This is a genomic window from Streptomyces sp. NPDC059080, from assembly GCF_042739975.1.
GTDB lineage: Bacteria > Actinomycetota > Actinomycetes > Streptomycetales > Streptomycetaceae > Streptomyces > Streptomyces benahoarensis.
This window is the reverse complement of record NZ_JBHYGX010000013.1, coordinates 20605-42530: the sequence shown is the minus strand read 5'-3', so window position 1 is coordinate 42530 and position 21926 is coordinate 20605. Positions and strand designations below refer to the sequence as shown.

The window sequence follows — 21926 nt, the reverse complement described above, 5'->3', positions numbered from 1 at the left end:
GTACGCATCCCGTGCCCCCGGTCGCTACTGCGGCCGGGGGCGCGGGCGTGGAGGGCGCGGCTCAGAGAGCCGGGCCGTAGTCGCGGCACTCCGGGGTGAAGTGCGGGTCGTTCGGGCCGAGGGCGTTGACGACGTTCTGGAGGGTGGGGCCGTCGAGGAAGAGGCCGGCGTGGCCGGTTCTGTCGTCGGGGCACTGGTCCTGGAGCGTGACGTTGGTGACGTCGCCGCCGTACAGGAAGCCGTTGGTGTACGGGGTGACGACCGTGTCCTCGCGGGTGGCGATCACGACGTAGCGGACGCCGGGCACGGTGTCGCCGTCCTTCCACAGCTCCTTCTGGAAGTCGGAGTCGGCCTCCTGCTGCTTGAGGCCGGTGAGCCCGGCGGTGTCGAGGATGTTGTTGACGAAGCCGAGGGCGTTCATCTGCTTGCTGAGGGTGAGGAGGCCGTCGAGGGTGGTGCCGTGGTTGCTGGGCGCGATGCCGACGAGGGTGCGGACCTTCGCGGCGCCGCCCAGCCGCTTGAGGTAGTAGTGGGGCATCATGCCGCCCTGGGAGTGACCGACGATGTCGGCCTTCTTCGCGCCGGTGGCGGCGAGCACCTTGTCGACGAAGGCGTCGAGCTGCCGCGCCGAGTCGCCGATGTCGGTGAGGCCGCCGACCCGGCCCGCCGACAGAGGGTTCATGCCGTAGTTGAGCGCGTAGACGCAGTAGCCCTGGTTGGCGAGGGTGGGGGCGAGGGCGACCCAGTTGGCGCCCGCGTTGGCGAGGGTGCCGTGTGCGAGGACGACGGGGTAGGGGTGCGCCGCGCCGGGTTTGCAGTTCCAGTCGTTGGCGCCCGCGACGGCGTCCGGGCTGAAGAGGAAGTGGTGGACGGCGGTGCCGAGGTCGCCGATGGGCAGGGCGGCGGTCCTCGTGGGGGTCCTCGTGGGGGTCTTTGTGGCGGGCGCCTGGGCGGGGGCGGCATGGGCGGGTGCGGCGGGGGCGAGTCCGGCCGCGGCGAGGCAGAGCGCGGCGGCTGCGGCCCGGCGCGGCGGGCGGTGGCGGACGGTCCGGCGGGGGGAGGAGGCACGGGTCATGGGGGCTCCTGGTGAGAGGGCTGACCGGCTCCGGGCGGGCCGGAGCGGCCGGCGGACTGTCAACGAGGGGGAGCGCGCAAGGGCATGCCGCGGAGTGCCGGACGGCGTACGGGGGGCGGGTACGGGGGGTGCGTACGGCGTCGGTCCGCGTCGTGCGGGCCACGGTCCGGAAAGATCCGTGCACGGACCGTGTTACCTGACGGTAGGGCGGGGGCGGCGCCGGTGACAAGACGCGGGACGCGGCCAATCGCCGGGTGTGCACGGGGAGTTGAGGGCCGGGGTGACGGCTTGCCGGCTGGTGGTCCGCCGGGCGCGGGTGCCTCCGGGGGCCGTCCGTGGGCGTGCGGTCAGAGCTTCCGCAGCGACAGCCGCTGGACCTTGTGGTCGGGGCCCTTGCGGAGGACGAGGCCCGCGCGGCCGCGGGTGGGGGCGACGTTCTGTTCCAGGTTGGGCTTGTTGACGGTCCGCCAGATCTTCCGCGCGTACTCCAGCGCCTCCTCCTCGGAGACCTGGGTGTACCGGCGGAAGTACGAGGACGGGTCCTGGAACGCGGTCTCCCGCAGCTTCCGGAAGCGGCCGAGGTACCACTTCTCGATGTCCTCGGTCCGCGCGTCGACGTAGACGGAGAAGTCGAAGAAGTCGGCGAGTCCGAGGCGGGTGCGGCCGTCCTTGCCGGGCAGCGCGGGCTGGAGGACGTTCAGGCCCTCCACGATCAGGATGTCGGGGCGGTGCACGGTGAGCCGTTCGCCCGGCACGATGTCGTAGATGAGGTGCGAGTAGACGGGCGCGGTGACCTCGGCGCGGCCGGACTTCACATCGGCGACGAAGCGGGTCAGCGCCCGCCGGTCGAACGACTCCGGGAACCCTTTACGGGACATCAGACCGCGGCGGTGCAGCTCGGCGTTGGGGTGGAGGAAGCCGTCGGTGGTGACCAGTTCGACACGCGGGTGCTCGGGCCAGCGCGCCAGCAGCGCCTGGAGCAGCCGCGCGGTGGTCGACTTGCCGACCGCGACGCTGCCCGCCACGCCTATGACGAACGGGGTGCCCGGCTGCGCGCCGTGGCCGCCGCCCGCGTCGCCGAGGAAGGTGTTGAGCGCGCCGCGCAGATTGCTGGTGGCGCCGACGTAGAGGTTGAGCAGCCGGGAGAGCGGGAGGTAGACGTCGCGGACCTCGTCGAGGTCGATGACGTCCCCCAGACCGCGCAGCCGCTCGACCTCTTCGGCGGTGAGCGGCAGCGGGGTCTTCTCCCGCAGCGCGCTCCACTCCGTACGCGTCAGATCGACGTACGGGGAGCGCTCGGCGCGGCGTCGTTGCTGCGGATCGGTCGTCTGGGCCACGGGTTCATTGTGCGGGGGCGGGCCGGGGCGGGGGGCGCGGGGGCGCCCGGGGGCGCGGGGGCGGGCGGAAGAGGGCGCGCGGGGCGGGAACGGTTGGCTGCCGGTCGCCGTCTTCGAGCATGGACCGGGTTGCCCCGGGTGGACGGCGCGGTGCAGGGCCCGGAGCGGGCTGGGGAGGGTGGTCGGGATGGGTGGACGGCAGGGCAGGGGCGTACTGCGGCGGCGCCGGGGCGGGGAGGTGGTGGCGGCCCGTGCCTCGTTCGCCGCCCTGGTCCACGCCGAGCTGGCCGAGGAGCTGCCGGAGGTGGACCTGGACGAGGATCTCGCCGGGTTCCTGGAGCGGTACGAGTCCCCGGCGTGCACGGACGCGGCGGCCGAGGAGGAGCTCCTGGACACGGTCCGGCAGGCGGCGGAGCGGCTGGAGCGCGGGTACTGAGAGCCGGGCGCGGGGGCGTGCCGCGGGCTTGCCGGGTCCCCGGGGGCGCACGGCCGGGCCCGTGCGCCGGGTCCGGATCCGCTCGCGCGGTGCCCGGATCCGGCCCGTCGGCGCACCGGATGTGGCCGCGCGGCTGCCGGGCGCGGGGGCGCGTGGGCCCGGCGCGTACGCTGCCCCCATGTGCGGAATCGTGGGTTATGTGGGTGGACAGAGCGCCCTGGACGTCGTGCTGGCCGGACTGCGCCGACTGGAGTACCGCGGGTACGACTCGGCGGGCGTCGCGGTGCTGGCCGACGGCGGGCTGGCGTCGGCGAAGAAGGCCGGGAAGCTCGCCAATCTGGAGAAGGAGCTGGCGGTGCGTCCGCTGCCGGCGGGGACGACCGGCATCGGGCACACCCGGTGGGCCACCCACGGCGGGCCCACGGACGCCAACGCCCATCCCCATCTGGACAACGCCGGGCGGGTCTCGGTCGTTCACAACGGCATCATCGAGAACTTCGCCGCGCTCCGCGCCGAACTGACCGACCGCGGCCATGAGCTGACGTCCGAGACGGACACCGAGGTCGTCGCCCATCTGCTGGCCGAGGCGTACTCGTCCTGCGGCGACCTGGCCGAGGCGATGCGGCAGGTGTGCCGCCGTCTGGAGGGCGCGTTCACCCTCGTCGCGGTGCACGCCGACGCGCCGGACGTGGTCGTCGGCGCGCGCCGCAACTCCCCGCTGGTGGTCGGCGTCGGCGAGGACGAGGCGTTCCTTGCGTCCGATGTGGCGGCGTTCATCGCGCATACCCGTGAGGCGATCGAGCTGGGCCAGGACCAGGTCGTGGAGCTGCGCCGGGAGGGTGTGACCGTCACCGACTTCGACGGGGCGGCCGCGCAGGTCCGCGCGTACCACGTCGACTGGGACGCGTCCGCCGCCGAGAAGGACGGCTACGACTACTTCATGCTCAAGGAGATCGCCGAGCAGCCCAAGGCGGTCGCCGACACGCTGCTGGGCCGGATCGACGAGTCCGGGGTGCTGTCGCTGGACGAGGTGCGGATCCCGCAGGAGGTGCTGCGGGAGGTCGACAAGGTCGTGATCGTCGCCTGCGGGACGGCGTACCACGCGGGCATGATCGCGAAGTACGCGATCGAGCACTGGACGCGGATCCCCTGCGAGACCGAGCTGGCCAGCGAGTTCCGCTACCGCGATCCGATCATGGGGCCGCGCACGCTGGTCATCGCGATCAGCCAGTCCGGCGAGACGATGGACACGCTGATGGCGCTGCGGCACGCCCGCGAGCAGGGCGCCAAGGTCCTCGCCATCTGCAACACCAACGGCTCGACCATCCCCCGCGAGTCGGACGCGGTGCTCTACACGCACGCCGGTCCGGAGGTCGCGGTCGCCTCGACCAAGGCGTTCCTGACGCAGCTGGTCGCCTGCTACCTGGTGGCGCTCTACCTCGGCCAGGTCCGGGGGACGAAGTGGGGCGACGAGATCCGCGAGGTCGTGCGGGAGCTGGCCGCGATCGGCACCCAGGTCGAGCAGGTGCTGGGCACGATGGAGCCGGTGCGGGAGCTGGCCCGGGGCCTGGCCGACAAGAACACCGTGCTGTTCCTGGGGCGGCACGTCAGCTACCCGGTGGCGCTGGAGGGTGCGCTCAAGCTCAAGGAACTGGCGTACATGCACGCCGAGGGCTTCGCGGCGGGTGAGCTGAAGCACGGTCCGATCGCGCTGATCGAGGAGGACGTGCCGGTCGTGGTGGTCGTCCCGTCGCCGCGCGGCCGGTCGGTGCTGCACGACAAGATCGTCTCCAACATCCAGGAGATCCGGGCCCGCGGTGCCCGCACCATCGTCATCGCGGAGGAGGGCGACGAGGCGGTGGTGCCCTACGCCGACCACCTCGTGCGGATCCCGCGCACCCCGGTGCTGCTCCAGCCGCTGGTCTCGGCCGTCCCGCTCCAGGTCTTCGCCTGCGAGCTGGCCACCGCCCGCGGCAACGAGGTCGACCAGCCGCGCAACCTCGCCAAGTCGGTGACGGTGGAGTGAGCCGCCGTCAGCGGTACCGCCCGGCGCGCCCCCTGGGCGGGGTGTGCCGGTGATCATCGGGGTGGGGATCGACGTCGCCGAGATCGACCGGTTCGGGGCGGCACTGGAGCGTACGCCCGAGTTGGCGCGGCGGCTGTTCATCGAGGCGGAGTTGATGCTGCCGAGCGGGGAGCGGCGCGGCACCGCCTCCCTGGCGGCCCGCTTCGCCGCGAAGGAGGCCGTCGCCAAGGCGCTCGGCGCGCCCGGCGGGCTGCACTGGACGGATGCCGAGGTGTACGTCGAGGACAGCGGCCAGCCCCGCCTGCGCGTCCGCGGCACCGTCGCCGCCCGCGCCGCCGAACTGGGCGTCCGTGCCTGGCACGTCTCGCTCAGCCATGACGCGGGCGTGGCGTCGGCGGTGGTGGTGGCGGAGGGGTGACGGGGCCGCTCCGCCTGCCCCGTCCGCTCCGCCGCCCGTGCCGTGGTCCGGCCCCGGTGTGAGACTGGCCCCATGAGGACTGCGTACAGCGTGGCGGACGTGCGGGCGGCGGAGCGGGAGTTGATGGCGCGGCTGCCCGAGGGGGCGCTGATGCAGCGGGCCGCCGCCGGGCTCGCGGCGGTCTGCGTGCGGCTGCTGAGCGGGGCGCGCGGCGTGTACGGCTCCCGCGTGGTGCTGCTGGTCGGCAGCGGCGACAACGGCGGTGACGCCCTGTACGCCGGGGCGCGGCTGGCGCGCCGGGGCGCCGCGGTCGGCGCGGTCCTGCTGTCGCCGGAGCGGGCGCACGCCGGGGGTCTGGCGGCGCTGCGGGCGGCCGGCGGCACCGTCGTCGCCGACGCGGAGCGCGCCGTGATCCGCGCCGACCTGGTGGTCGACGGCATCGTCGGCATCGGCGGACGCGGCGGACTCCGTCCCCGCGCCGCCCAACTGGCCGCGCTGGCCGCCGAGTCGGCCACCGTCGTCGCCGTCGACCTGCCGAGCGGCGTGGACGCGGACACCGGCGAGGTCCCGGGCGAGGCGGTCCGCGCCGATGTCACGGTGACGTTCGGGGCGTACAAACCGGGGCTGCTGATCGACCCGGCGCGGGAGCGGGCCGGGGTGGTGCACCACGTCGGCATCGGCCTCGCGCCGGCCGCGGAGCCCGCCGCCGAGGCGCTCCAGCACGCGGACGTGGCGCGGCTGCTGCCGGTGCCGTCGGCGGAGAGCGACAAGTACCGGCGCGGCGTGGTCGGCGTGGTCGCCGGGTCCGCGCGCTACCCGGGCGCGGCGGTGCTGGCGGTCGCCGGTGCGCTGCGCGGCGGCGCGGGCGCCGTCCGGTACGTCGGCCCGGCCGCCGACGCGGTCCTCGCGCGCTTCCCGGAAACCCTGGTGCACGCCGGTCCGCCGCACCGCGCGGGCCGGGTCCAGGCATGGGTGATCGGCCCCGGCCTCGGCGACGAGGCGGACGCCATGGACGACGTGCTCGCCGCCGAGGTGCCGGTGCTGGTGGACGCCGACGGGCTGCGGTTCCTGACACCGGAGCGGGTACGGGCCCGGACCGCGGGCACCCTGCTGACGCCGCACGCCGGGGAGGCCGCCGCGCTGCTCGGCGGGGACCGCGCCGCGGTGGAGGCGGGCCGGTTGCGGGCGGCCCGTGAACTGGCCGCGGCGTTCGGCGCGACGGTGCTGCTCAAGGGCTCGACGACGCTGGTCGCGGACGCCGCGGGCCCCGTACGGGTCAACCCCACCGGGACCGGCTGGCTGGCGACCGCGGGCAGCGGCGACGTGCTGTCGGGCCTGACCGGATCGCTGCTCGCCGCCGGTCTTCCGGCGCGTGCCGCGGCGTCGGCGGGCGCGTATCTGCACGGCCTCGCGGCGCGCTTCGCCGCCGGTCCGGACGGTGCGCCGGTCACCGCGACGCAGGTCGCCGGGCGGCTCGCCGCGGCCTGGCGGGACGTCGGACGGCGCACGCCGCGACCGGGCGGGGCGGGGCGCTGACGACCTTGCCCGCGCCGGGCCCCACATCCCTCGCGGACGCCGTCCCGCGGCCGGTCCGCGCCGGCCGGCCGGGGCCCGCGCGCCCCGCTTCGCCGGACGTACCCCGGGCCCGCGGGGCGGCGCCTGAGACACTGGAGGGGATGAACGAGAGAGCAACGCGGGCCCGCGCCGCCATCGACCTCGCCGCCGTGCGGTCGAATGTGCGAGCGCTGCGCAGCCGCGCACCCGGGGCAGAGCTGATGGCCGTGGTCAAGGCCGACGGCTACGGACACGGCGCGGTGCCCTGTGCGCGCGCCGCCCGCGCGGCCGGCGCGAGCTGGCTGGGCACCGCGCTGCCCGAGGAGGCGTTCGCGCTCCGCGCGGCCGGTGACACCGGGCGGCTGATGTGCTGGCTGTGGACGCCGGGCGGCCCCTGGCGCACCGCCGTCGAGCAGAACATCGACGTCTCGGTCAGCGCGCTGTGGGCGCTGCGCGAGGTGACCGACGCGGTCCGCGCCGCCGGGCGCCCCGCCCGGGTGCAGCTCAAGGCCGACACGGGCCTGGGCCGCAGCGGCTGCCAGCCCGCCGACTGGCCGGAGCTGACCGCCGCCGCCCGCGACGCCGAGCGTGCCGGGCTGCTCTCCGTCACCGGCGTCTGGTCCCACTTCGCCTGCGCCGACGAGCCGGGCCACCCCTCGATCGCCGCGCAGCTGACCGCGTACCGCGCGGTGCTGGCCGTCGCCGACGCCGCGGGGCTGCGCCCGGAGGTGCGGCACATCGCCAACACCCCGGCGTTGCTGACCCTCCCCGAGTCCCACTTCGACCTGGTCCGCACGGGCATCGGGATCTACGGCATCTCGCCCGCCCCCGAGATCGGCACGGCCCGGGAGCTGGGGCTGCGGCCCGCGATGACGCTGGAGGCGTCGCTCGCCTCGGTCAAGAGCGCCCCGGCCGGGCACGGCATCTCGTACGGCCACCACTACACGACGGCGGACGACACCACGCTTGCGCTGGTGCCGCTCGGCTACGCGGACGGCATCCCGCGGCACGCCTCCGGCAGCGGTCCGGTGTTCGTCGCCGGAAAGCGGCGGACGATCGCCGGGCGGATCGCGATGGACCAGTTCGTCGTCGACCTGGACGGCGACACCGCGCTGCCCGGCGACCGCGCGGTGCTCTTCGGGCCGGGCGACGACGGCGAGCCGACCGCCGAGGACTGGGCGCGGGCCACCGGCACCATCGCGTACGAGATCGTCACGCGGATCGGCGGCCGGGTGGCGCGCATCCACTACGACAGCGCGCCGGAGCCCACCGCGCCCGCGGCGGCGGGCAGCCGCGATGTGGGGGGCATCGGATGACGGACGGCGTGGACGCGGCGGCAGCGGCCACGTCCGCGGGCAACTGGGCGAAGGCCGGACGCCACGCGGGCCTGGCGGGCGCGGCGATCGGCATCGTCGCCGCGGGCGCCGCCGCCGGGGTGGCGATGGAGCGGATGACGGTCGGCCGCGGGATGCGCCGCCGCGCCCGTGTCGCGCTGGACGCCGCGGGCCCCTACGGCTCGCTGCGCGGCACCCCGGGCACCGCCGTCGCCGAGGACGGCACCCCGCTGTACTACGAGATCGACGAGGCCGACGGCGCGGCCGCGACGCACCACGGCCGTCCGGCCAAGGGTTCGGCCGCCTCGTCCGGCCGCGCGGAGCGGGCCGCCGCGCAGCAGGCCGCGGAGTTCCGCAGCCGGCTCGCCGGGCGGCGCCGCCGCGCGGCCGTGCCCACCGTCGTCTTCTGCCACGGCTACTGCCTCAACCAGGACTCCTGGCACTTCCAGCGCGCCGCGCTGCGCGGCGCGGTCCGCACCGTCCACTGGGACCAGCGCAGCCACGGCCGCTCGGGCCGCTCCCGCGCGGTGGGCGACGGCGGCGAGCCGGTCACCATCGATCTGCTGGGCCGCGATCTGAAGGCGGTGCTGGACGCGGCGGCGCCCGAGGGGCCGCTGGTGCTGGTCGGGCACTCCATGGGCGGGATGACGGTGATGGCGCTCGCCGATCAGTTCCCGGAGTTCGTGGCCGAGCGGGTCGAGGGCGTCGCGCTGATCGGGACGTCCGCGGGGCGGCTGAGCGAGGTGGCGTTCGGGCTGCCGTCGTTCGGCGTCAAGGCGTTCCACCGGCTCGCCCCCGGGCTGCTGAAGGTGCTGGGCGCGCAGAGCGACGTCGTCGAGCGGGGCCGCCGCGCCACCGCCGACCTCTTCGCCGGGATCATCAAGCGGTACTCCTTCGGCACCCCGCAGGACGTCGACCCGGGCGTCGCGCGCTTCGCCGAGCGGCTCATCGAGGCCACCCCCATCGATGTCGTCGCGGAGTTCTACCCGGCCTTCGCCACCCACGACAAGGCGGCGGCACTGGTGGCGTACGACACGGTCGCGGCGCTGGTGCTCGCCGGTGAACGGGATCTGATCACCCCGGCCGACCACAGCGAGGCCATCGCCGAACTGCTGCCCGCCGCCCGGCTGCTGAAGGTGGCCGGGGCCGGTCATCTGGTGATGCTGGAGCGCCCCGAGCTGGTCACCGAGGAGCTGGTGGCGCTGGTGGAGCGGGCCGCGTCGACGGGTCGCCGGGGCCGCCAGGGGCGGGCCTGACCGTCGCGCGCCGTACCATTTGCGGCATGAGTGCCACCGCCACACAGACCCGTGTCACCGTCGAAACACCCGAGCGGATGCAGGAGTTGGGGCGCCGCCTGGCCGCGCTGCTGCGCCCCGGCGACCTGGTGCTGCTCACCGGTGAGCTGGGCGCGGGCAAGACGACGCTCACCCGCGGCCTGGGCGAGGGCCTGGGCGTGCGCGGCGCCGTCACCTCCCCGACCTTCGTCATCGCCCGGGTGCACCCGTCGCTGACCGGCGGCCCCGCGCTGGTCCACGTCGACGCGTACCGCCTCGGCGGCGGGCTGGACGAGATGGAGGACCTGGACCTCGATGTGTCGCTGCCGGATTCGGTGGTGGTCGTGGAGTGGGGCGACGGCAAGGTCGAGGAGCTGTCCGACGACCGGCTGCACGTGGTGATCGAGCGCGCGGTGGGCGCGGACGCCCCCGCGGACGCCGGGTGGGAGAGCGACGCCGCCGACGTCCGCACGGTGACGGTCACCGGCATCGGGGCCCGCTGGGCGGACGCGGGCGTCGCGGAGCTGACCGCGGGCTGACCGGCCCGGAGGCATCCCCCGGCCGGGTGTGCGGGGTGACGTGCGCGGCGTTTTCCGACAGGCCGTCGGTAACGTGTTGCGTCCGTGGTCCCCGGCGTGGTCACATGGGAGGGGAGAAGAGGTTAGGGCTGCCTAACTTCACTCTCGTCCGCCGCTTGCCCCAGGAGCCCGGGAGGCGACCATGACAGCCCACGAGCCCTCCGCCGCACCGCACGGCCGCGAGGCGCGTGAGGCGTGCGACGCGCCGCCCACCATGCGCCAGCTCCTCGCGTCCTGCGCCGCCGCCACCGCCGTCTCCACGCCCCCCGAGGCCCCGGCCCCCGATCCGGACGCCGCCCCGGCCGAGCCGGAATGCCCGACGCCGTCAGCCACGGAGCGCGACGCGGCATAGCCCTTACGGGCGAAGAGGCGGGCCGTGCCGTACAGGTCGGCCGTGCCGTATGCGCAGGCGCTCGGGGATGTACGGGCATCAGCGGCCCCGCCGCCCGCAGCCGAAGAGAGCCGCAGCCGAAGAGAGCCGCAGCCGAAGAGAGCCGCAGCCGAAGAGAGCCGCAGCCGAAGAGAGCCGCACCCGGAGAGTCCGCGAGTGCGGCCGCGCCCCGTCAGGCGACCACGACCACCTTCGTGCCGTTCACCGCGAAGCCCCACATCGCGTTGCCGTCGGCGCGCGACTCGCGGATGCCGCCGGTGTGCTGCGAGGCGTCCGGGTTGGGCGACGAACCGTCGACGGCCGCGCTGAAGCCGATGACCACGCCGTCGACGCCGGCGAACCGCACCACATGCTCGATGGCGATGCCGTCCGAACCCGTCACGCTCACCGACCGCGAGGTCACCGCGTAGGTGCCCATCGGCGGGGAGACCGGGCTCGGCGCGACGGTGAAGGTGCGAGAGGCGGTGCCGTCCGCGCCGACCAGCCAGACCCGCTTGGCGCCGAGCGCGTAGACGATCCGCTTGCCGGTGCCGGACGCCTCGGGAACCGGCGGCGCCGCCGGGCGGTGCTTCTTCGTGCCGGAGCCGGGCTGTGCGGGGTGCTTCCCGGCGGTGCCGCCGCTCTTGTGGTGCGGACGCAGATCGGCCGGGGCGGACGCGGACGCCTGGTAGCCCAGGAAACCGATCGCGACCACGGCCGCCGCGGTGAGCGCGGTGACGATCGTGCTGCTCCTGGCGGGCATCGCTGTGCCACCTTCCGCTGTGCGCGCTTCCGTTGTGCTCGCCCGCCGGGGCGGGGCGGCCCGCCGTCCTCGCGGTCTGATTGCCGTAACTCAGGCCCTGTCGTCACCCTCCCGTCTGCCTCGCGGGCGACGACGGGAGTATGACGATAGGACCTGGACGCCGACCGTAGCACCGGAACAGGCACCATCGGCCGAGCCGTACGCTTGAGGGCGTGCTGCTCCTAGCCCTAGACACCGCCACGCCCGCCGTCACCGCCGCCCTCCACGACGGTGAGCGGGTTCTCGCCGAGTCCTGCCAGGTGGACGCGCGCCGCCACGGCGAGCTGCTACTGCCCGCCGTCGACCGGGTGCTGGCCGAGGCGGGCGTGAAGCTCGACGCGGTCACCGACCTGGTCGTCGGCGTCGGCCCCGGCCCCTACACCGGCCTGCGGGTCGGCCTGGTCACCGCCGCCTCCTTCGGCGCCGCGCTCGGCGTCCCGGTGCACGGCCTGTGCTCCCTGGACGGCCTCGCCCACGCCGCGGACCTGGACACCCCCTTCGTGGTGGCGACCGACGCCCGCCGCAAGGAGGTCTACTGGGCCCGCTACGACGCGTCCGGCCGCCGCCTGACCGAACCGGCCGTCGACCGCCCCGCCGACATCGCCGGGCAGGTCGCGGGCGTCCCCGCCGTCGGCGCCGGTGCGCTGCTGTACGACACGGTCTTCACCGGCGTACGGCGCGACGGCCCCGCGCACCAGTCCGGCGCCGCGCTCGCCTCCGCCGCCGCCCGCGCGCTGGCGGCCGGCGAGGAGCTCCTGCCGCCCCGGCCGCTGTACCTGCGCCGCCCCGACGCCCAGGTCCCGGCGAACTACAAGGTGGTCACACCCCGGTGAGCACCACCGTCCCCGATGCGGCGGACGCCCCCGTTCTGCGCGAGATGCGCTGGTGGGACCTGGACGCCGTGCTCACCCTGGAGCGGGCGCTCTTCCCGGAGGACGCCTGGTCGGCCGGGATGTTCTGGTCCGAGCTGGCGCACGCCCGCGGCCCGGCCGCCAACCGCCGCTACCTCGTCGCCGAGAGCGGCGGGGAGATCGTCGGCTACGGCGGACTGGCCGCCGTCGACGGCACCGGCGACATCCAGACCATCGCGACCGCCCGCGACCACTGGGGCAGCGGCCTCGGCGCCCGGCTGCTGACCGCGCTGCTGTCCGCCGCCACCGACTTCGAGTGCCACGAGGTGCTGCTGGAGGTCCGCGTCGACAACCTCCGCGCCCAGCGCCTGTACGAGCGTTTCGGCTTCGTCCCGCTCGGCTTCCGCCGCGGCTACTACCAGCCCGGCAACGTCGACGCCCTGGTCATGCGCCGCACCGCGACCGACCCGGACGCCGAGGCCCCGGACCCCGATCCGGACGCAGCTCCGTCCGTCCCCGCCGTCCCCGCCCCCGACGCCCCTCGTCCCAAGGAATCCGATCACCATGGCTGACTCTCGCGGTGGACCGCTGGTCCTCGGCATCGAGACCTCCTGCGACGAGACCGGTGTCGGCATCGTCCAGGGCCACACGCTGCTCGCCGACGCCGTCGCCTCCAGCGTCGACGAACACGCCCGCTTCGGCGGCGTCGTCCCCGAGGTCGCCTCGCGCGCCCACCTGGAGGCGATGGTTCCCACCATCCAGCGCGCCCTGAAGGACGCCGGGGTCGCGGCGAGCGACCTCGACGGCATCGCGGTCACCGCCGGTCCCGGGCTCGCCGGTGCCCTGCTCGTCGGCGTCTCGGCGGCGAAGGCGTACGCGTACGCGCTCGGCAAGCCGCTGTACGGCGTCAACCACCTCGCCTCGCACATCTGCGTCGACCAGCTGGAGCACGGCGCGCTGCCGGAGCCGACGATGGCGCTGCTGGTCTCCGGCGGCCACTCGTCGCTGCTGCTGGCGCCCGACATCACCTCCGATGTCCGGCCGCTCGGCGCGACCATCGACGACGCGGCGGGCGAGGCGTTCGACAAGGTCGCGCGGGTGCTGCACCTCGGCTTCCCCGGCGGCCCGGTCATCGACCGCTACGCGCGCGAGGGCGACCCGGAGGCCATCCGCTTCCCGCGCGGCCTCACGGGCCCGCGCGATGCCGCGTACGACTTCTCGTTCTCCGGTCTGAAGACCGCGGTGGCCCGCTGGATCGAGGCGAAGCGGGCGGCCGGTGAGGAGGTGCCGGTGGCGGACGTCGCGGCGTCCTTCCAGGAGGCGGTGGTGGACGTGCTGACCCGTAAGGCCGTCCGCGCCTGCAAGGACAACGGCGTCGACCACCTGATGATCGGCGGCGGGGTCGCGGCCAACTCCCGGCTGCGGGCGATGGCCGCGCGCCGCTGCGAGGACGCCGGGATCACCCTGCGGGTGCCGCGGCCCAAGCTGTGCACCGACAACGGCGCGATGGTCGCGGCGCTCGGCGCGGAGATGGTGGCCCGGGGCCGCGCCGCCTCCGACTGGGACCTGCCCGCCGACTCGTCCCTCCCGGTGACCGAACCGCACGTCCCCGGCACCAACGTCCCCGGCACCAACGGCCACGACCACGACCACGGCCATGGGCATGGCCACGGCCACGGCCACCACGATCACGACCACGTCCACGAGCTGAGCAAGGAGAACCTCTACCGCTGACCGCTCCACCCGGCGCCCCCCCGTACTGCTGGCAGCGGCGGAACGGCCGGGGCGCGCGGGGAGGCGGGCCGCTGCACCTGCCAGCAGTACGTCGGCCCGCAGCCGCTCGCCCAGATCTACGCCGAGGACCTCACCGACGGGACGTGACCCGCGCGTCCGCCGGGTGCCCGAGCAGCATCGCGGGCGCCCCGGCGACCCGGGTGAGGAAGACCGTGCAGCTGTTCCGCCCGCTGAGCTTCAGCTTCTTGCGCAGCTCCTCGGGCTCCACCGCCGACCCGCGCTTCTTGATGACGGCGACGCCCACCTCGCGCTCCCGCAGCAGCGCCCGCAGCTTCTTGACGTGGAAGGGCAGCACGTCGGTGAGCGCGTAGGCGGTGGCGTACGGCGTCGGGGTCAGGGCGTCCGCGGTGACGTAGGCGATCGTCGGGTCGATGAGCCGCCCGCCGACCTGCCGGGCGACATCCGCGACGAGGTGGGCGCGGATCACGGCACCGTCCGGTTCGTAGAGCCAGTCGCCGACCGGGCCCGGCTCCGGGTCGGGGAGGTCCGCGCCGAGCAGCGAGTGACCGGCGGGCAGCAGCGTCGCCCGGCGGCCGCCCGGCCGGACGGCCTCGGGGGCGCCGGACGCCGCGCCGGTGGGCCCGAACCACAGCACCGCCTCCTTCACGTCGCCGCCGTCGGAGATCCACTCGGTCTCGGCGTCCTCGGGCAGCGCGTCGTGCGGAACGCCCGGCGCGATCTTCAGCGCCGCGTACGGGGCGGTGCGGGCCGCGCCGATCGCCCAGGACAGCGGCGGGGAGTACGCCTCGGGGTCGAAGATCCGGCCGCCGCGGGCCTTGGTGCGCCGGGCCGGGTCGACGAAGACCGCGTCGTAGCCCGCGGTGTCGGCCTCGGTGACGTCGGCGCAGCGCACCTCGATCAGGCCGGCGAGGCCGAGCGCCTCGGCGTTGGCACGGGCCGCGGCGCAGGCCAGCGGGTCCCGGTCGACGGCCAGCACCCGGATCCCGGCGCGGGCCAGCGCGAGTGCGTCACCGCCGATGCCCGCGCACAGGTCGGCGACGGACCGGACGCCCAGCGCGGCGAGGCGGGCGGCGCGGTGCTCGGCGACGGCCGTACGGGTGGACTGCTCGACGCCGTTCGGCGTGAAGTACATCCGCCGGGCGTCCGCCCCGAACTTGGCCGCGGCGCGCTGGCGCAGCCGCGCCTGCCCCAGCGCGGCGGAGACCAGCGACGCCGGATGGTCGCGGCGCAGCCGGGTCGCGGTGGCCAGTTCATCGGCCGGGTCATGGTCGTGCAGGGCGTCCAGCAGCGCCTGCCCCTCGGGGGTGAGCAGCGCGGCGAAGGAGTCGGGATCGGTCACCGTCCCATCATTCCTCGCGGCGTCGGGGGACGACGGACGGGCCCGTACGAGCTCCCCGTACGGGAAACCAAAGCATTAACAAAAATCTACGCACTGAACTGCGCGCTTGCGCTTCTACTGGGTGATCCACTACGTTCGCCACGACGCCGCAGACAGTGGGAAAAGGCGAAACCCCTGGCAGTCGCTTACTGCCAGGGGTTTCGGAAGGCCGTGCCCCGGGTGGCGTGCTGAAGCAGAGGCGGGCCCGGGGCGTTCACGGCCACGCTACCACCGACACCAGTTCCTGCAACGGCCTCCGCAGGCGGAGCCATTTTCAGAGGGGGAAGTCCGTGATCGAGAGGCTGCCGGAATGGCTGGTCCGTGCCCTTTCACAGCCGCGCCTGAGCAGGTACATCGTGGCAGCACAGGGCACGTCACTGGCTGCGGTTCGTCTGTACTGGTGGAACGTTGAGGTCTGCAGCTCTTTGTACGGTCCGCTGCACTGTCTGGAGCTGGCCCTGCGCAATGCTCTTCACGATCAGCTGAGTCGGAAGTACGGTCGATCGGATTGGTGGGAAGAGGCTCCCCTGGACCGGCAGGCCAAACGCCTCGTGCTGGAAGCCACACGGAAGTGCGAGCGCAGAGGGGCGGTCTCCATCACGCCCGACAGCATCGTGGCGGAGCTGTCGTTCGGCTTCTGGGCCTCTCTCTTGAGCCGTGGCTACGACCGAGGACTGTGGGTCCCCACCCTGCACAAGGCGTTTCCCTACCTGGACCAGCCACGCAGGCGACTCCACGACGGTCTGACCTCGCTGGTCCTCCTGCGAAACCGGATCATGCACCACGAACCGGTGCACCATCGTGATCTTGCGGCAGACCACGCCAAGATCTACCGCATGCTCGGCTACATCAGTCCGGAGCTGGCGATTGAGGCCAAGACGATGGACCGCTTTCCCGAGGTCCTTGCCGGCCGCCGCGCCACGCTTGACGGCACCCGAGCCGCGCGCTTCTGATCTGGAGGAGGGGCTTGTGACGGACCTTGGACGACGTGAAGTGACCCGTGCCGACATCGCGCGTCTCGCGGGTGTCAAACGTCCCGCTGTGACCAACTGGGAACGGCGGCACCAGGACTTTCCTGAACCGGTGCCGTCATCCGGCCGCTCGGTCACCGACGTCTTCCGGGCGGAGGAAATCGCCGCTTGGCTGGGGCGGCGAACAGTACCCGCGAACGTACGGCGGGATGGAGAGCTGGCAGGTACGACCTTCGGCGATCGGTTCCGGGAAGGGCTGGACGGCGGCAACTTCAGAGCGCAGGAGTTTGTCCACAGATTGCTGGCCGAGGCGGACCGGTTGCGTGGGCAGTTGGCTCCGGCTGACCACATGCTGCTGCTGCTCGCGCTGGTCTACGTATGGGGAAACGACCCCGCGGCTCGGGCTTCGCCAACGTCTTTGCGCACCGTTCTGCGCGCCGTGCTCGACCGCGATATCGCAGGCCGTGAACAGGTGGCCGCCCTAGCCGAGGTCTTCGGTCGGCAAGGACCGGGGACACGGGCTGAGTGCGCGGCTGTATTCGACTTGCTGGTGCATCGCTACCGGAGCGAGTACGGACGGCGCGAAGGAGGAGAGTTCTTCACGCCGAAGTCGGTGGCCCGCACCATGGCACGCATGCTGACTGTCACCAAACCGCAGCCGCGCTGTATTCACGATCCCTTCTGCCGTGCCGGGGAAATACTTACGGCAGTCCTGACCGAGTTCGCCGAATCCGAGGTCCGGCCCCGCGTCACGGGTACGACGCCGAGCAGTGATGCTCTGCATCTCGCCAAGATGAATCTCGCACTCCACGGGGCGGAAGACGCGGTGTTTCAACAGGGACTGGAGATCGAGGGTTCGGGGGAAGGGGACCCGTGGCCTCGCGATATCGACTGGATCGTGACCAACCCGCCTTTTGCGCAACGGCTGTCCATCTCCGCGGGGCAGCGGACCTGGCGTTATGGCCCTCCGGGATCGCGGGGTGACTTCGCGTGGCTGCAGCATGTGGTGGACCGGCTCGCACCGGGCGGGCGGGCCGCGGTGGTGATGCCGGAGGGTGCGGGATTCGGCGGGGGGCACGCACGGCAGATCCGTGGCGCGATGATTGAGGATGGAGCCGTTGAATGTGTCGTGGCGCTGCCTCCGCAATTGTTCGCCACCACGGGGATCCCCGTCAGCATCTGGATGCTGACACGGCCGGAGAGCCAGCGTGAGGAAGTCTTCTTCATCGATGGCTCAGGGCTGGGCCGCATGGCTGGCCCGACCTTGCGTGAGCTGTCCGAAAGTGACATAGCCGCGATAGTCGATGCATACGCTGCATGGCGCCACGGGGCAGCGCGAACTGAATCTGCTCCAAGCGGTGCCGTATCAGTCCCCAGCCGTGCCCTCGGTCTCGATGAGCTCCGAGACCGGGAGCATATGCTCGCCCCCCGTTCCCTGACGGTTCCGGAAGCCTCGCTTGTGGGCCCACACATCTCCGAGCAGGCCATTGTTCTCCGAGTGGAGCGGTTGGCGTCCGCCGCAGCGGGGCTGCAGGCGCTGAGCGACGACCTGAAACGGTTCAGGAGTCCATGGCGGGAAGCATGGCCCCTCACTGCGAACTGCGGGCCGGGGGAGAATCTCCCGCCAGGCTGGCATCAGGGGCGGCTCGGCGAGCTGGCAGAGATTACGGTTGGCCCAGGCGGGTCACGGCGCGACAAAGGGGACGACGCTGTCCGTGGGATTCCCATGGTCCGTCCTGCGGCCGTGCGCGGGCATCGGATTCTGCACGACGGCGTCACCTGGGTTACAGGGGGTGAGGCGCAGGCGATGACGCGCTATCAACTCCGGGCCGGAGACCTGGTGATGACGCGCACCGGCACCCTGGGCCGCTGCGCTCTGGTCACGGAAGCCGAGGAAGGCTGGCTCTTCGGCACCCACCTCGTGCGGATCCGCCCCTCCCAACACTTGTACGCCGACTATCTTCTTGGCTTCCTGGAACGTCCGGAGACGCAGAATTGGATCAGTCGGCGGGCCAGAGGAACCGCTGTGCTGTCGATCTCCTCGAAGGATCTGTACGACTTGCCCGTGCCGCTGCCTCCAGTGGCAGAGCAGCGGAAGATCGGACGTGTACTGAACACCCTGGACGAGCAGCGTCAAACGCACACCGAACTCATTGCGGCGCTCGATGTCTACCGTGCGGAACTGGCGGATCTGCTCATGTCCGGCCGCGTTCTCCCCCCGGCTGGGGAATGACCACCCGGGGCATACGCACCCCCGGCCCCGAGTACCTCCCCCCGTGCGGGGCGCCCTCCGCACCCTGTGCGGGGGCGTACGGCGCGCCCCTGGCCTTGCCATGACCCGCCCGGCGTACGGCGGGCGGGGCCGTCGGGCGGACGGCGCGCGGGGTGGCGTGGGCCGGTCGGTTGACCCTGCCGCGTGGCGGGCGACGGCACGACGAACGGCGCTGCCACTATCCGGCGTTATGCAGCTAATCAGACTTTTCCCGCAATCCGGGTGTCCAGGACCGGGCCGCCCGGTGGCGCGCCGGACGCGCGCTCTGGCCGCGTTCGGCGCCCTGAGCCTGCTCGCCGTCGGCTGCTCCGCCGCCGCGACCTCCTCCCAGGACAACGTCCCCGCCCACGGCCGCCCCGCCGTGGCGCCCGCCGCCCGCGCCCTGCTCACCCAGGCCAAGCTGATCGAACGGGCCCAGGCCCGCCGCGACGCCACGGCCGCCCGCTGGGGCCTCGACGAAGCGCCGCTGGAGCCGCCCGAGCCGCCCGCCGTCAAGGCCCGTATCGCCACCGAGCCGGTCTTCTCCCGCGGCGACGACCCGAAGCTCCCGATCGCCATCTCCCGCGTCCCCACCGACCGGAAGATCGTCTTCCTGACCCTCGACGACGGCTACGAGAAGGACCCCGAGTTCCTCCGGATGACGAAGGAACTCCACATCCCCTACAGCGCGTTCCTCAGCGACTATCTCGCCAAGGACGGCAAGGGATACGGCTACTTCCGCACCGCCCAGCAGCAGGGCAACGGCGTGCACAACCACACGCTGCACCACCCCTACCTGCCCGGTCTGAGCACCGGCGAGCAGCGCAAGGAGATCTGCGGGCAGCAGGAGAACCTCACCCGCGAGATGGGCCGCACCCCGCGGCTCTTCCGGCCGCCCTACGGCGACTACACCCGCGAGACCCTGCAGATCGCCGCCTCCTGCGGGATCGACGTCGTCCCGCTGTGGGCCGAGGAGTTCTTCCCCGACCACATCGACTACAGCCGCGGCGACGGGCGGCTGCACCCCGGCGACATCATCCTGAGCCACTTCCGGGGCCGCGAGGACTGGCAGGCGACCATGCCCGACCTGCTCCGCAACGTCCTGCGCACCGCCACCGAACAGGGCTTCGCCGTCGCCCGTCTGGAGGACTACGTCTGAGCCCCCACCCGCCCGCCGCGTACGGGCAGCCACCGGCGCCCGCTCCGTACCGGCAGCCACCGGCGCCCCCTCCGTACGGGCAGCCACCGGCGCCCGCTCCGTACGGGCATCGACCGACGGCCGGGGCGCGACGGTCCCCGGCCGTCAGCTTCCCGGCGCACCGGCGCGCGGGGCGGGCAGCGCGCGCCGTCCCGCGCGCCGCCGGCCGCGCCGCGGGAAGGCGCCCACCGGCTCCCGGCGCCGCTGCGCCGCATCGCTGATCCGGATCAGCACGGCGACCATCATCCAGTTCGCGACCAGCGACGAACCGCCCTTGGCGAGGAACGGCAGCGCCTTGCCGGTCAGCGGGATCAGTCCCGTCACCCCACCGGCCACCACGAAGACCTGGAGCACCAGCGCGCCCGCCAGCCCCACGGCGAGCAGCTTGCCGAACGGGTCGCGGGCGCTCACCCCGACCCGGAACCCGCGCTGGGCGAGCAGCACGTACAGCAGCAGGACGGCCATCACCCCGGCCATGCCCAGCTCCTCGCCGACGGTGGTGAGGATGAAGTCGCTGTTGCCCGCGAACCCGACCAGCTCGGGGTGGCCCTGGCCGAGGCCGGTGCCGCTGACGCCGCCGCTGCCGAAGCTGAACAGCGACTCCGCCGACTGCGCCGAGATCAGCCCCGGTGGCCGCTTCTCCGGCGGCAGGAAGATGTCCATCGGGTGCAGCCAGGCCATCACCCGGCCCTTGACGTGCGGCTCCGCCGACCCCACGACCGCCGCGCCGACCGCCGCCATCGCCAGGCCGCACACCACCCAGCCGGTCCGCTCGGTGGCCATGTACAGCATGATCACGAAGACGCCGAAGAAGATCAGCGACGTCCCCAGGTCGCGTTCGAAGACCAGCACCAGCAGGCTGATGATCCAGATCGTGAAGATCGGCCCGAGCTGCCGTCCGGGCGGCAGCTGGACACCCATCACCCGCCGCCCGGCCAGCGCCAGCGCATTGCGGTTGACCGTCAGGTATCCGGCGAAGAACACCACGATCATCAGCTTCACGAACTCGCCGGGCTGCAACGACAGCGGCCCGAGCAGGATCCACCGCTTGGCGCCGAACTGGTCCGCGCCGAAGAACGCCGGTGCCATCAGCAGCACCAGACCGACCGCCATCGTCAGATACACGTAACGCTGGAGCACCCGGTGGTCGCGCAGCAGGAGCAGGATCGCCACGCAGACCGCCACCCCGAGGCCCGTCCACACCAGCTGCCCGGTGGCCGCCTGTGCGGTCTGCAGGCGCGGCAGCCGGGCGTAGGTGATGTCCAGCCGGTTCAGCAGGACGAGGCCGATGCCGGTGAGCAGCGTGGCCAGCGGCAGGATCAGCGGATCGGCGCGGTCGGCGACGCGGCGGATGACCAGGTGCGGCACCAGCGCGATCAGCACCATGGCGGCGGTGAACCACGGCATCCCGGCGGGCAGCCGCCCCTCCATCGACAGCCCGGTGTAGGCATAGCCGCCGACGGTGATCGCGACGGCGAAGGCGAGCATCCGGGCCTCGGTCCGGCGGCGGTCCGGCGCCTGGGCGAGCGCCGCGAACGTCATCGTGCGCTCGACGTCGCTCTCCTCCCGGGCGGCGCGCGCCGCACTCCTCGCTCCTCGCACTGTCTCCTCCGTCATCCGCAAAGCTGCCGGCCCCGATGGCCGGCCCGGCAACCTTGAAGGAAGACCGAGGTCCGGGGCGCCGGGTTGCGACGGCGGCCCCTGATGTGTCCGGTTCGGCACGGTATCCGGCCGGGACGTTGCAGGGTATGGCCCACCAGAACCCCCGCCCGCGGCCGGTCGCCGCCGCGCCGACCCGATTCCGGCTCGACTGGCACTCCACTTGACCGAGTGCTAACCGCGTCATAGTGTCGGCATTGGCACTCTCCGAAGGGGAGTGCTAAACACGGCGATGAGCTGGTCCGGCACCCGCGACGACGGATCCATCTGCTCGCCACCTCAGACAGTTAACCCCGTGAGATCTCCGAAGGGGGAGGTCGGATCGTGACGACCGCCAGCACCAAGGTTGCCATCAAGCCGCTCGAGGACCGCATTGTGGTCCAGCCGCTCGACGCCGAGCAGACCACGGCCTCTGGCCTGGTCATCCCGGACACTGCCAAGGAGAAGCCCCAGGAGGGCGTCGTCCTGGCCGTCGGTCCGGGTCGCTTCGAGGAGGGCAACCGTCTTCCGCTCGACGTTTCCGTCGGCGACGTCGTGCTCTACAGCAAGTACGGCGGCACCGAGGTGAAGTACAACGGCGAGGAGTACCTCGTCCTCTCGGCTCGCGACGTTCTCGCGATCATCGAGAAGTAAGTCACCCAGCATTCTGCTGTGATCTG

The 21926-nt window shown here is 73.3% G+C and carries 20 protein-coding genes; 15 read left to right on the top strand and 5 right to left on the bottom strand.

The window, feature by feature from the left end:
* Positions 1–61: 61 nt before the first annotated feature.
* Complete coding sequence (locus ACFWWQ_RS13450; protein WP_384594939.1) at positions 62–1075, bottom strand: esterase/lipase family protein; 1014 nt, start codon at positions 1073–1075, stop codon at positions 62–64.
* A 347-nt stretch (positions 1076–1422) separates the two neighbouring features.
* Positions 1423–2412, bottom strand: a complete 990-nt coding sequence (gene coaA / locus ACFWWQ_RS13445) for a type I pantothenate kinase (protein WP_384594936.1) — start codon at positions 2410–2412, stop codon at positions 1423–1425.
* Positions 2413–2599: 187 nt separating this feature from the next.
* Between coaA and ACFWWQ_RS13440 the strand changes: the two genes are divergently transcribed.
* From ACFWWQ_RS13440 to ACFWWQ_RS13405, 8 genes are all read left to right on the top strand, one after another.
* The gene (locus ACFWWQ_RS13440) at positions 2600–2848 is read left to right on the top strand and encodes a hypothetical protein (RefSeq protein ID WP_384594933.1); all 249 of its coding nucleotides are present in this window, start codon (positions 2600–2602) and stop codon (positions 2846–2848) included.
* 178 nt (positions 2849–3026) lie between these two features.
* Entirely contained in the window at positions 3027–4874 is a 1848-nt protein-coding gene (glmS, locus tag ACFWWQ_RS13435) for a glutamine--fructose-6-phosphate transaminase (isomerizing) (protein WP_384594930.1), read from the top strand.
* A gap of 49 nt (positions 4875–4923) precedes the next feature.
* On the top strand, positions 4924–5292 hold the full coding sequence (locus ACFWWQ_RS13430; RefSeq protein ID WP_384594927.1) for a holo-ACP synthase: 369 nt from the start codon (positions 4924–4926) through the stop codon (positions 5290–5292).
* Between the two features lie 72 nt (positions 5293–5364).
* Complete coding sequence (locus ACFWWQ_RS13425) at positions 5365–6828, top strand: NAD(P)H-hydrate dehydratase (RefSeq protein WP_384594924.1); 1464 nt, start codon at positions 5365–5367, stop codon at positions 6826–6828.
* 140 nt (positions 6829–6968) lie between these two features.
* Positions 6969–8162 (top strand): alanine racemase, encoded by a 1194-nt coding sequence (alr, locus tag ACFWWQ_RS13420; protein WP_384594921.1) that lies wholly within the window; start codon positions 6969–6971, stop codon positions 8160–8162.
* On the top strand, positions 8159–9436 hold the full coding sequence (locus ACFWWQ_RS13415; RefSeq protein ID WP_384594918.1) for an alpha/beta fold hydrolase: 1278 nt from the start codon (positions 8159–8161) through the stop codon (positions 9434–9436). Before alr ends, ACFWWQ_RS13415 begins: the two co-directional genes overlap by 4 nt.
* A 26-nt stretch (positions 9437–9462) precedes the next feature.
* On the top strand, positions 9463–9993 hold the full coding sequence (tsaE, locus tag ACFWWQ_RS13410) for a tRNA (adenosine(37)-N6)-threonylcarbamoyltransferase complex ATPase subunit type 1 TsaE (protein WP_384594915.1): 531 nt from the start codon (positions 9463–9465) through the stop codon (positions 9991–9993).
* A gap of 181 nt (positions 9994–10174) precedes the next feature.
* On the top strand, positions 10175–10384 hold the full coding sequence (locus tag ACFWWQ_RS13405; RefSeq protein ID WP_384594912.1) for a hypothetical protein: 210 nt from the start codon (positions 10175–10177) through the stop codon (positions 10382–10384).
* A gap of 211 nt (positions 10385–10595) precedes the next feature.
* Here ACFWWQ_RS13405 and ACFWWQ_RS13400 read toward each other — a convergent pair whose 3' ends face one another.
* Positions 10596–11165, bottom strand: a complete 570-nt coding sequence (locus ACFWWQ_RS13400; protein WP_384594909.1) for a hypothetical protein — start codon at positions 11163–11165, stop codon at positions 10596–10598.
* Between the two features lie 212 nt (positions 11166–11377).
* Here ACFWWQ_RS13400 and tsaB point away from each other — a divergent pair, with 212 nt between their 5' ends.
* Genes tsaB through tsaD form a run of 3 tightly spaced genes read left to right on the top strand, consistent with a single transcriptional unit; the run spans position 11378 to position 13789 of the window.
* On the top strand, positions 11378–12037 hold the full coding sequence (tsaB, locus tag ACFWWQ_RS13395) for a tRNA (adenosine(37)-N6)-threonylcarbamoyltransferase complex dimerization subunit type 1 TsaB (protein ID WP_384594906.1): 660 nt from the start codon (positions 11378–11380) through the stop codon (positions 12035–12037).
* Between the two features lie 44 nt (positions 12038–12081).
* Complete coding sequence (rimI, locus tag ACFWWQ_RS13390; RefSeq protein WP_384595173.1) at positions 12082–12627, top strand: ribosomal protein S18-alanine N-acetyltransferase; 546 nt, start codon at positions 12082–12084, stop codon at positions 12625–12627.
* Entirely contained in the window at positions 12620–13789 is a 1170-nt protein-coding gene (gene tsaD / locus ACFWWQ_RS13385; RefSeq protein ID WP_384594903.1) for a tRNA (adenosine(37)-N6)-threonylcarbamoyltransferase complex transferase subunit TsaD, read from the top strand. Before rimI ends, tsaD begins: the two co-directional genes overlap by 8 nt.
* Before the next feature lie 130 nt (positions 13790–13919).
* Here tsaD and ACFWWQ_RS13380 read toward each other — a convergent pair whose 3' ends face one another.
* Positions 13920–15149 carry a methyltransferase domain-containing protein gene (locus tag ACFWWQ_RS13380; protein WP_384594900.1) on the bottom strand — a complete coding sequence of 410 codons (1230 nt, stop codon included), beginning with the start codon at positions 15147–15149 and terminating at the stop codon, positions 13920–13922.
* Between the two features lie 329 nt (positions 15150–15478).
* Here ACFWWQ_RS13380 and ACFWWQ_RS13375 point away from each other — a divergent pair, with 329 nt between their 5' ends.
* The 3 genes from ACFWWQ_RS13375 to ACFWWQ_RS13365 all read left to right on the top strand — a co-directional run bounded on the left by ACFWWQ_RS13375 (position 15479) and on the right by ACFWWQ_RS13365 (position 19569).
* Positions 15479–16141, top strand: coding sequence for a hypothetical protein (locus ACFWWQ_RS13375; protein ID WP_384594897.1), 663 nt, complete (start codon positions 15479–15481; stop codon positions 16139–16141).
* Positions 16142–16157: 16 nt separating this feature from the next.
* Positions 16158–18392 (top strand): N-6 DNA methylase, encoded by a 2235-nt coding sequence (locus ACFWWQ_RS13370; protein WP_384594894.1) that lies wholly within the window; start codon positions 16158–16160, stop codon positions 18390–18392.
* A gap of 283 nt (positions 18393–18675) precedes the next feature.
* Positions 18676–19569, top strand: a complete 894-nt coding sequence (locus ACFWWQ_RS13365; RefSeq protein ID WP_384594891.1) for a polysaccharide deacetylase family protein — start codon at positions 18676–18678, stop codon at positions 19567–19569.
* A gap of 144 nt (positions 19570–19713) precedes the next feature.
* Here ACFWWQ_RS13365 and ACFWWQ_RS13360 read toward each other — a convergent pair whose 3' ends face one another.
* On the bottom strand, positions 19714–21150 hold the full coding sequence (locus ACFWWQ_RS13360) for an FtsW/RodA/SpoVE family cell cycle protein (protein ID WP_384595170.1): 1437 nt from the start codon (positions 21148–21150) through the stop codon (positions 19714–19716).
* A gap of 441 nt (positions 21151–21591) precedes the next feature.
* Here ACFWWQ_RS13360 and groES point away from each other — a divergent pair, with 441 nt between their 5' ends.
* Complete coding sequence (gene groES, locus ACFWWQ_RS13355; RefSeq protein WP_353592368.1) at positions 21592–21900, top strand: co-chaperone GroES; 309 nt, start codon at positions 21592–21594, stop codon at positions 21898–21900.
* The last annotated feature ends 26 nt before the right edge of the window (positions 21901–21926 follow it).

What these genes read in the sequence shown, in the direction of transcription:
- ACFWWQ_RS13450 (WP_384594939.1), bottom strand. Translation starts at nt 1,075, where the DNA reads ATGACCCGTGCCTCCTCCCCCCGCCGGACCGTCCGCCACCGCCCGCCG.
- ACFWWQ_RS13440 (WP_384594933.1), top strand. Translation starts at nt 2,600, where the DNA reads ATGGGTGGACGGCAGGGCAGGGGCGTACTGCGGCGGCGCCGGGGCGGG.
- glmS (WP_384594930.1), top strand. Translation starts at nt 3,027, where the DNA reads ATGTGCGGAATCGTGGGTTATGTGGGTGGACAGAGCGCCCTGGACGTC.
- ACFWWQ_RS13425 (WP_384594924.1), top strand. Translation starts at nt 5,365, where the DNA reads ATGAGGACTGCGTACAGCGTGGCGGACGTGCGGGCGGCGGAGCGGGAG.
- alr (WP_384594921.1), top strand. Translation starts at nt 6,969, where the DNA reads ATGAACGAGAGAGCAACGCGGGCCCGCGCCGCCATCGACCTCGCCGCC.
- ACFWWQ_RS13415 (WP_384594918.1), top strand. Translation starts at nt 8,159, where the DNA reads ATGACGGACGGCGTGGACGCGGCGGCAGCGGCCACGTCCGCGGGCAAC.
- tsaE (WP_384594915.1), top strand. Translation starts at nt 9,463, where the DNA reads ATGAGTGCCACCGCCACACAGACCCGTGTCACCGTCGAAACACCCGAG.
- ACFWWQ_RS13405 (WP_384594912.1), top strand. Translation starts at nt 10,175, where the DNA reads ATGACAGCCCACGAGCCCTCCGCCGCACCGCACGGCCGCGAGGCGCGT.
- ACFWWQ_RS13400 (WP_384594909.1), bottom strand. Translation starts at nt 11,165, where the DNA reads ATGCCCGCCAGGAGCAGCACGATCGTCACCGCGCTCACCGCGGCGGCC.
- rimI (WP_384595173.1), top strand. Translation starts at nt 12,082, where the DNA reads ATGCGCTGGTGGGACCTGGACGCCGTGCTCACCCTGGAGCGGGCGCTC.
- tsaD (WP_384594903.1), top strand. Translation starts at nt 12,620, where the DNA reads ATGGCTGACTCTCGCGGTGGACCGCTGGTCCTCGGCATCGAGACCTCC.
- ACFWWQ_RS13360 (WP_384595170.1), bottom strand. Translation starts at nt 21,150, where the DNA reads ATGACGTTCGCGGCGCTCGCCCAGGCGCCGGACCGCCGCCGGACCGAG.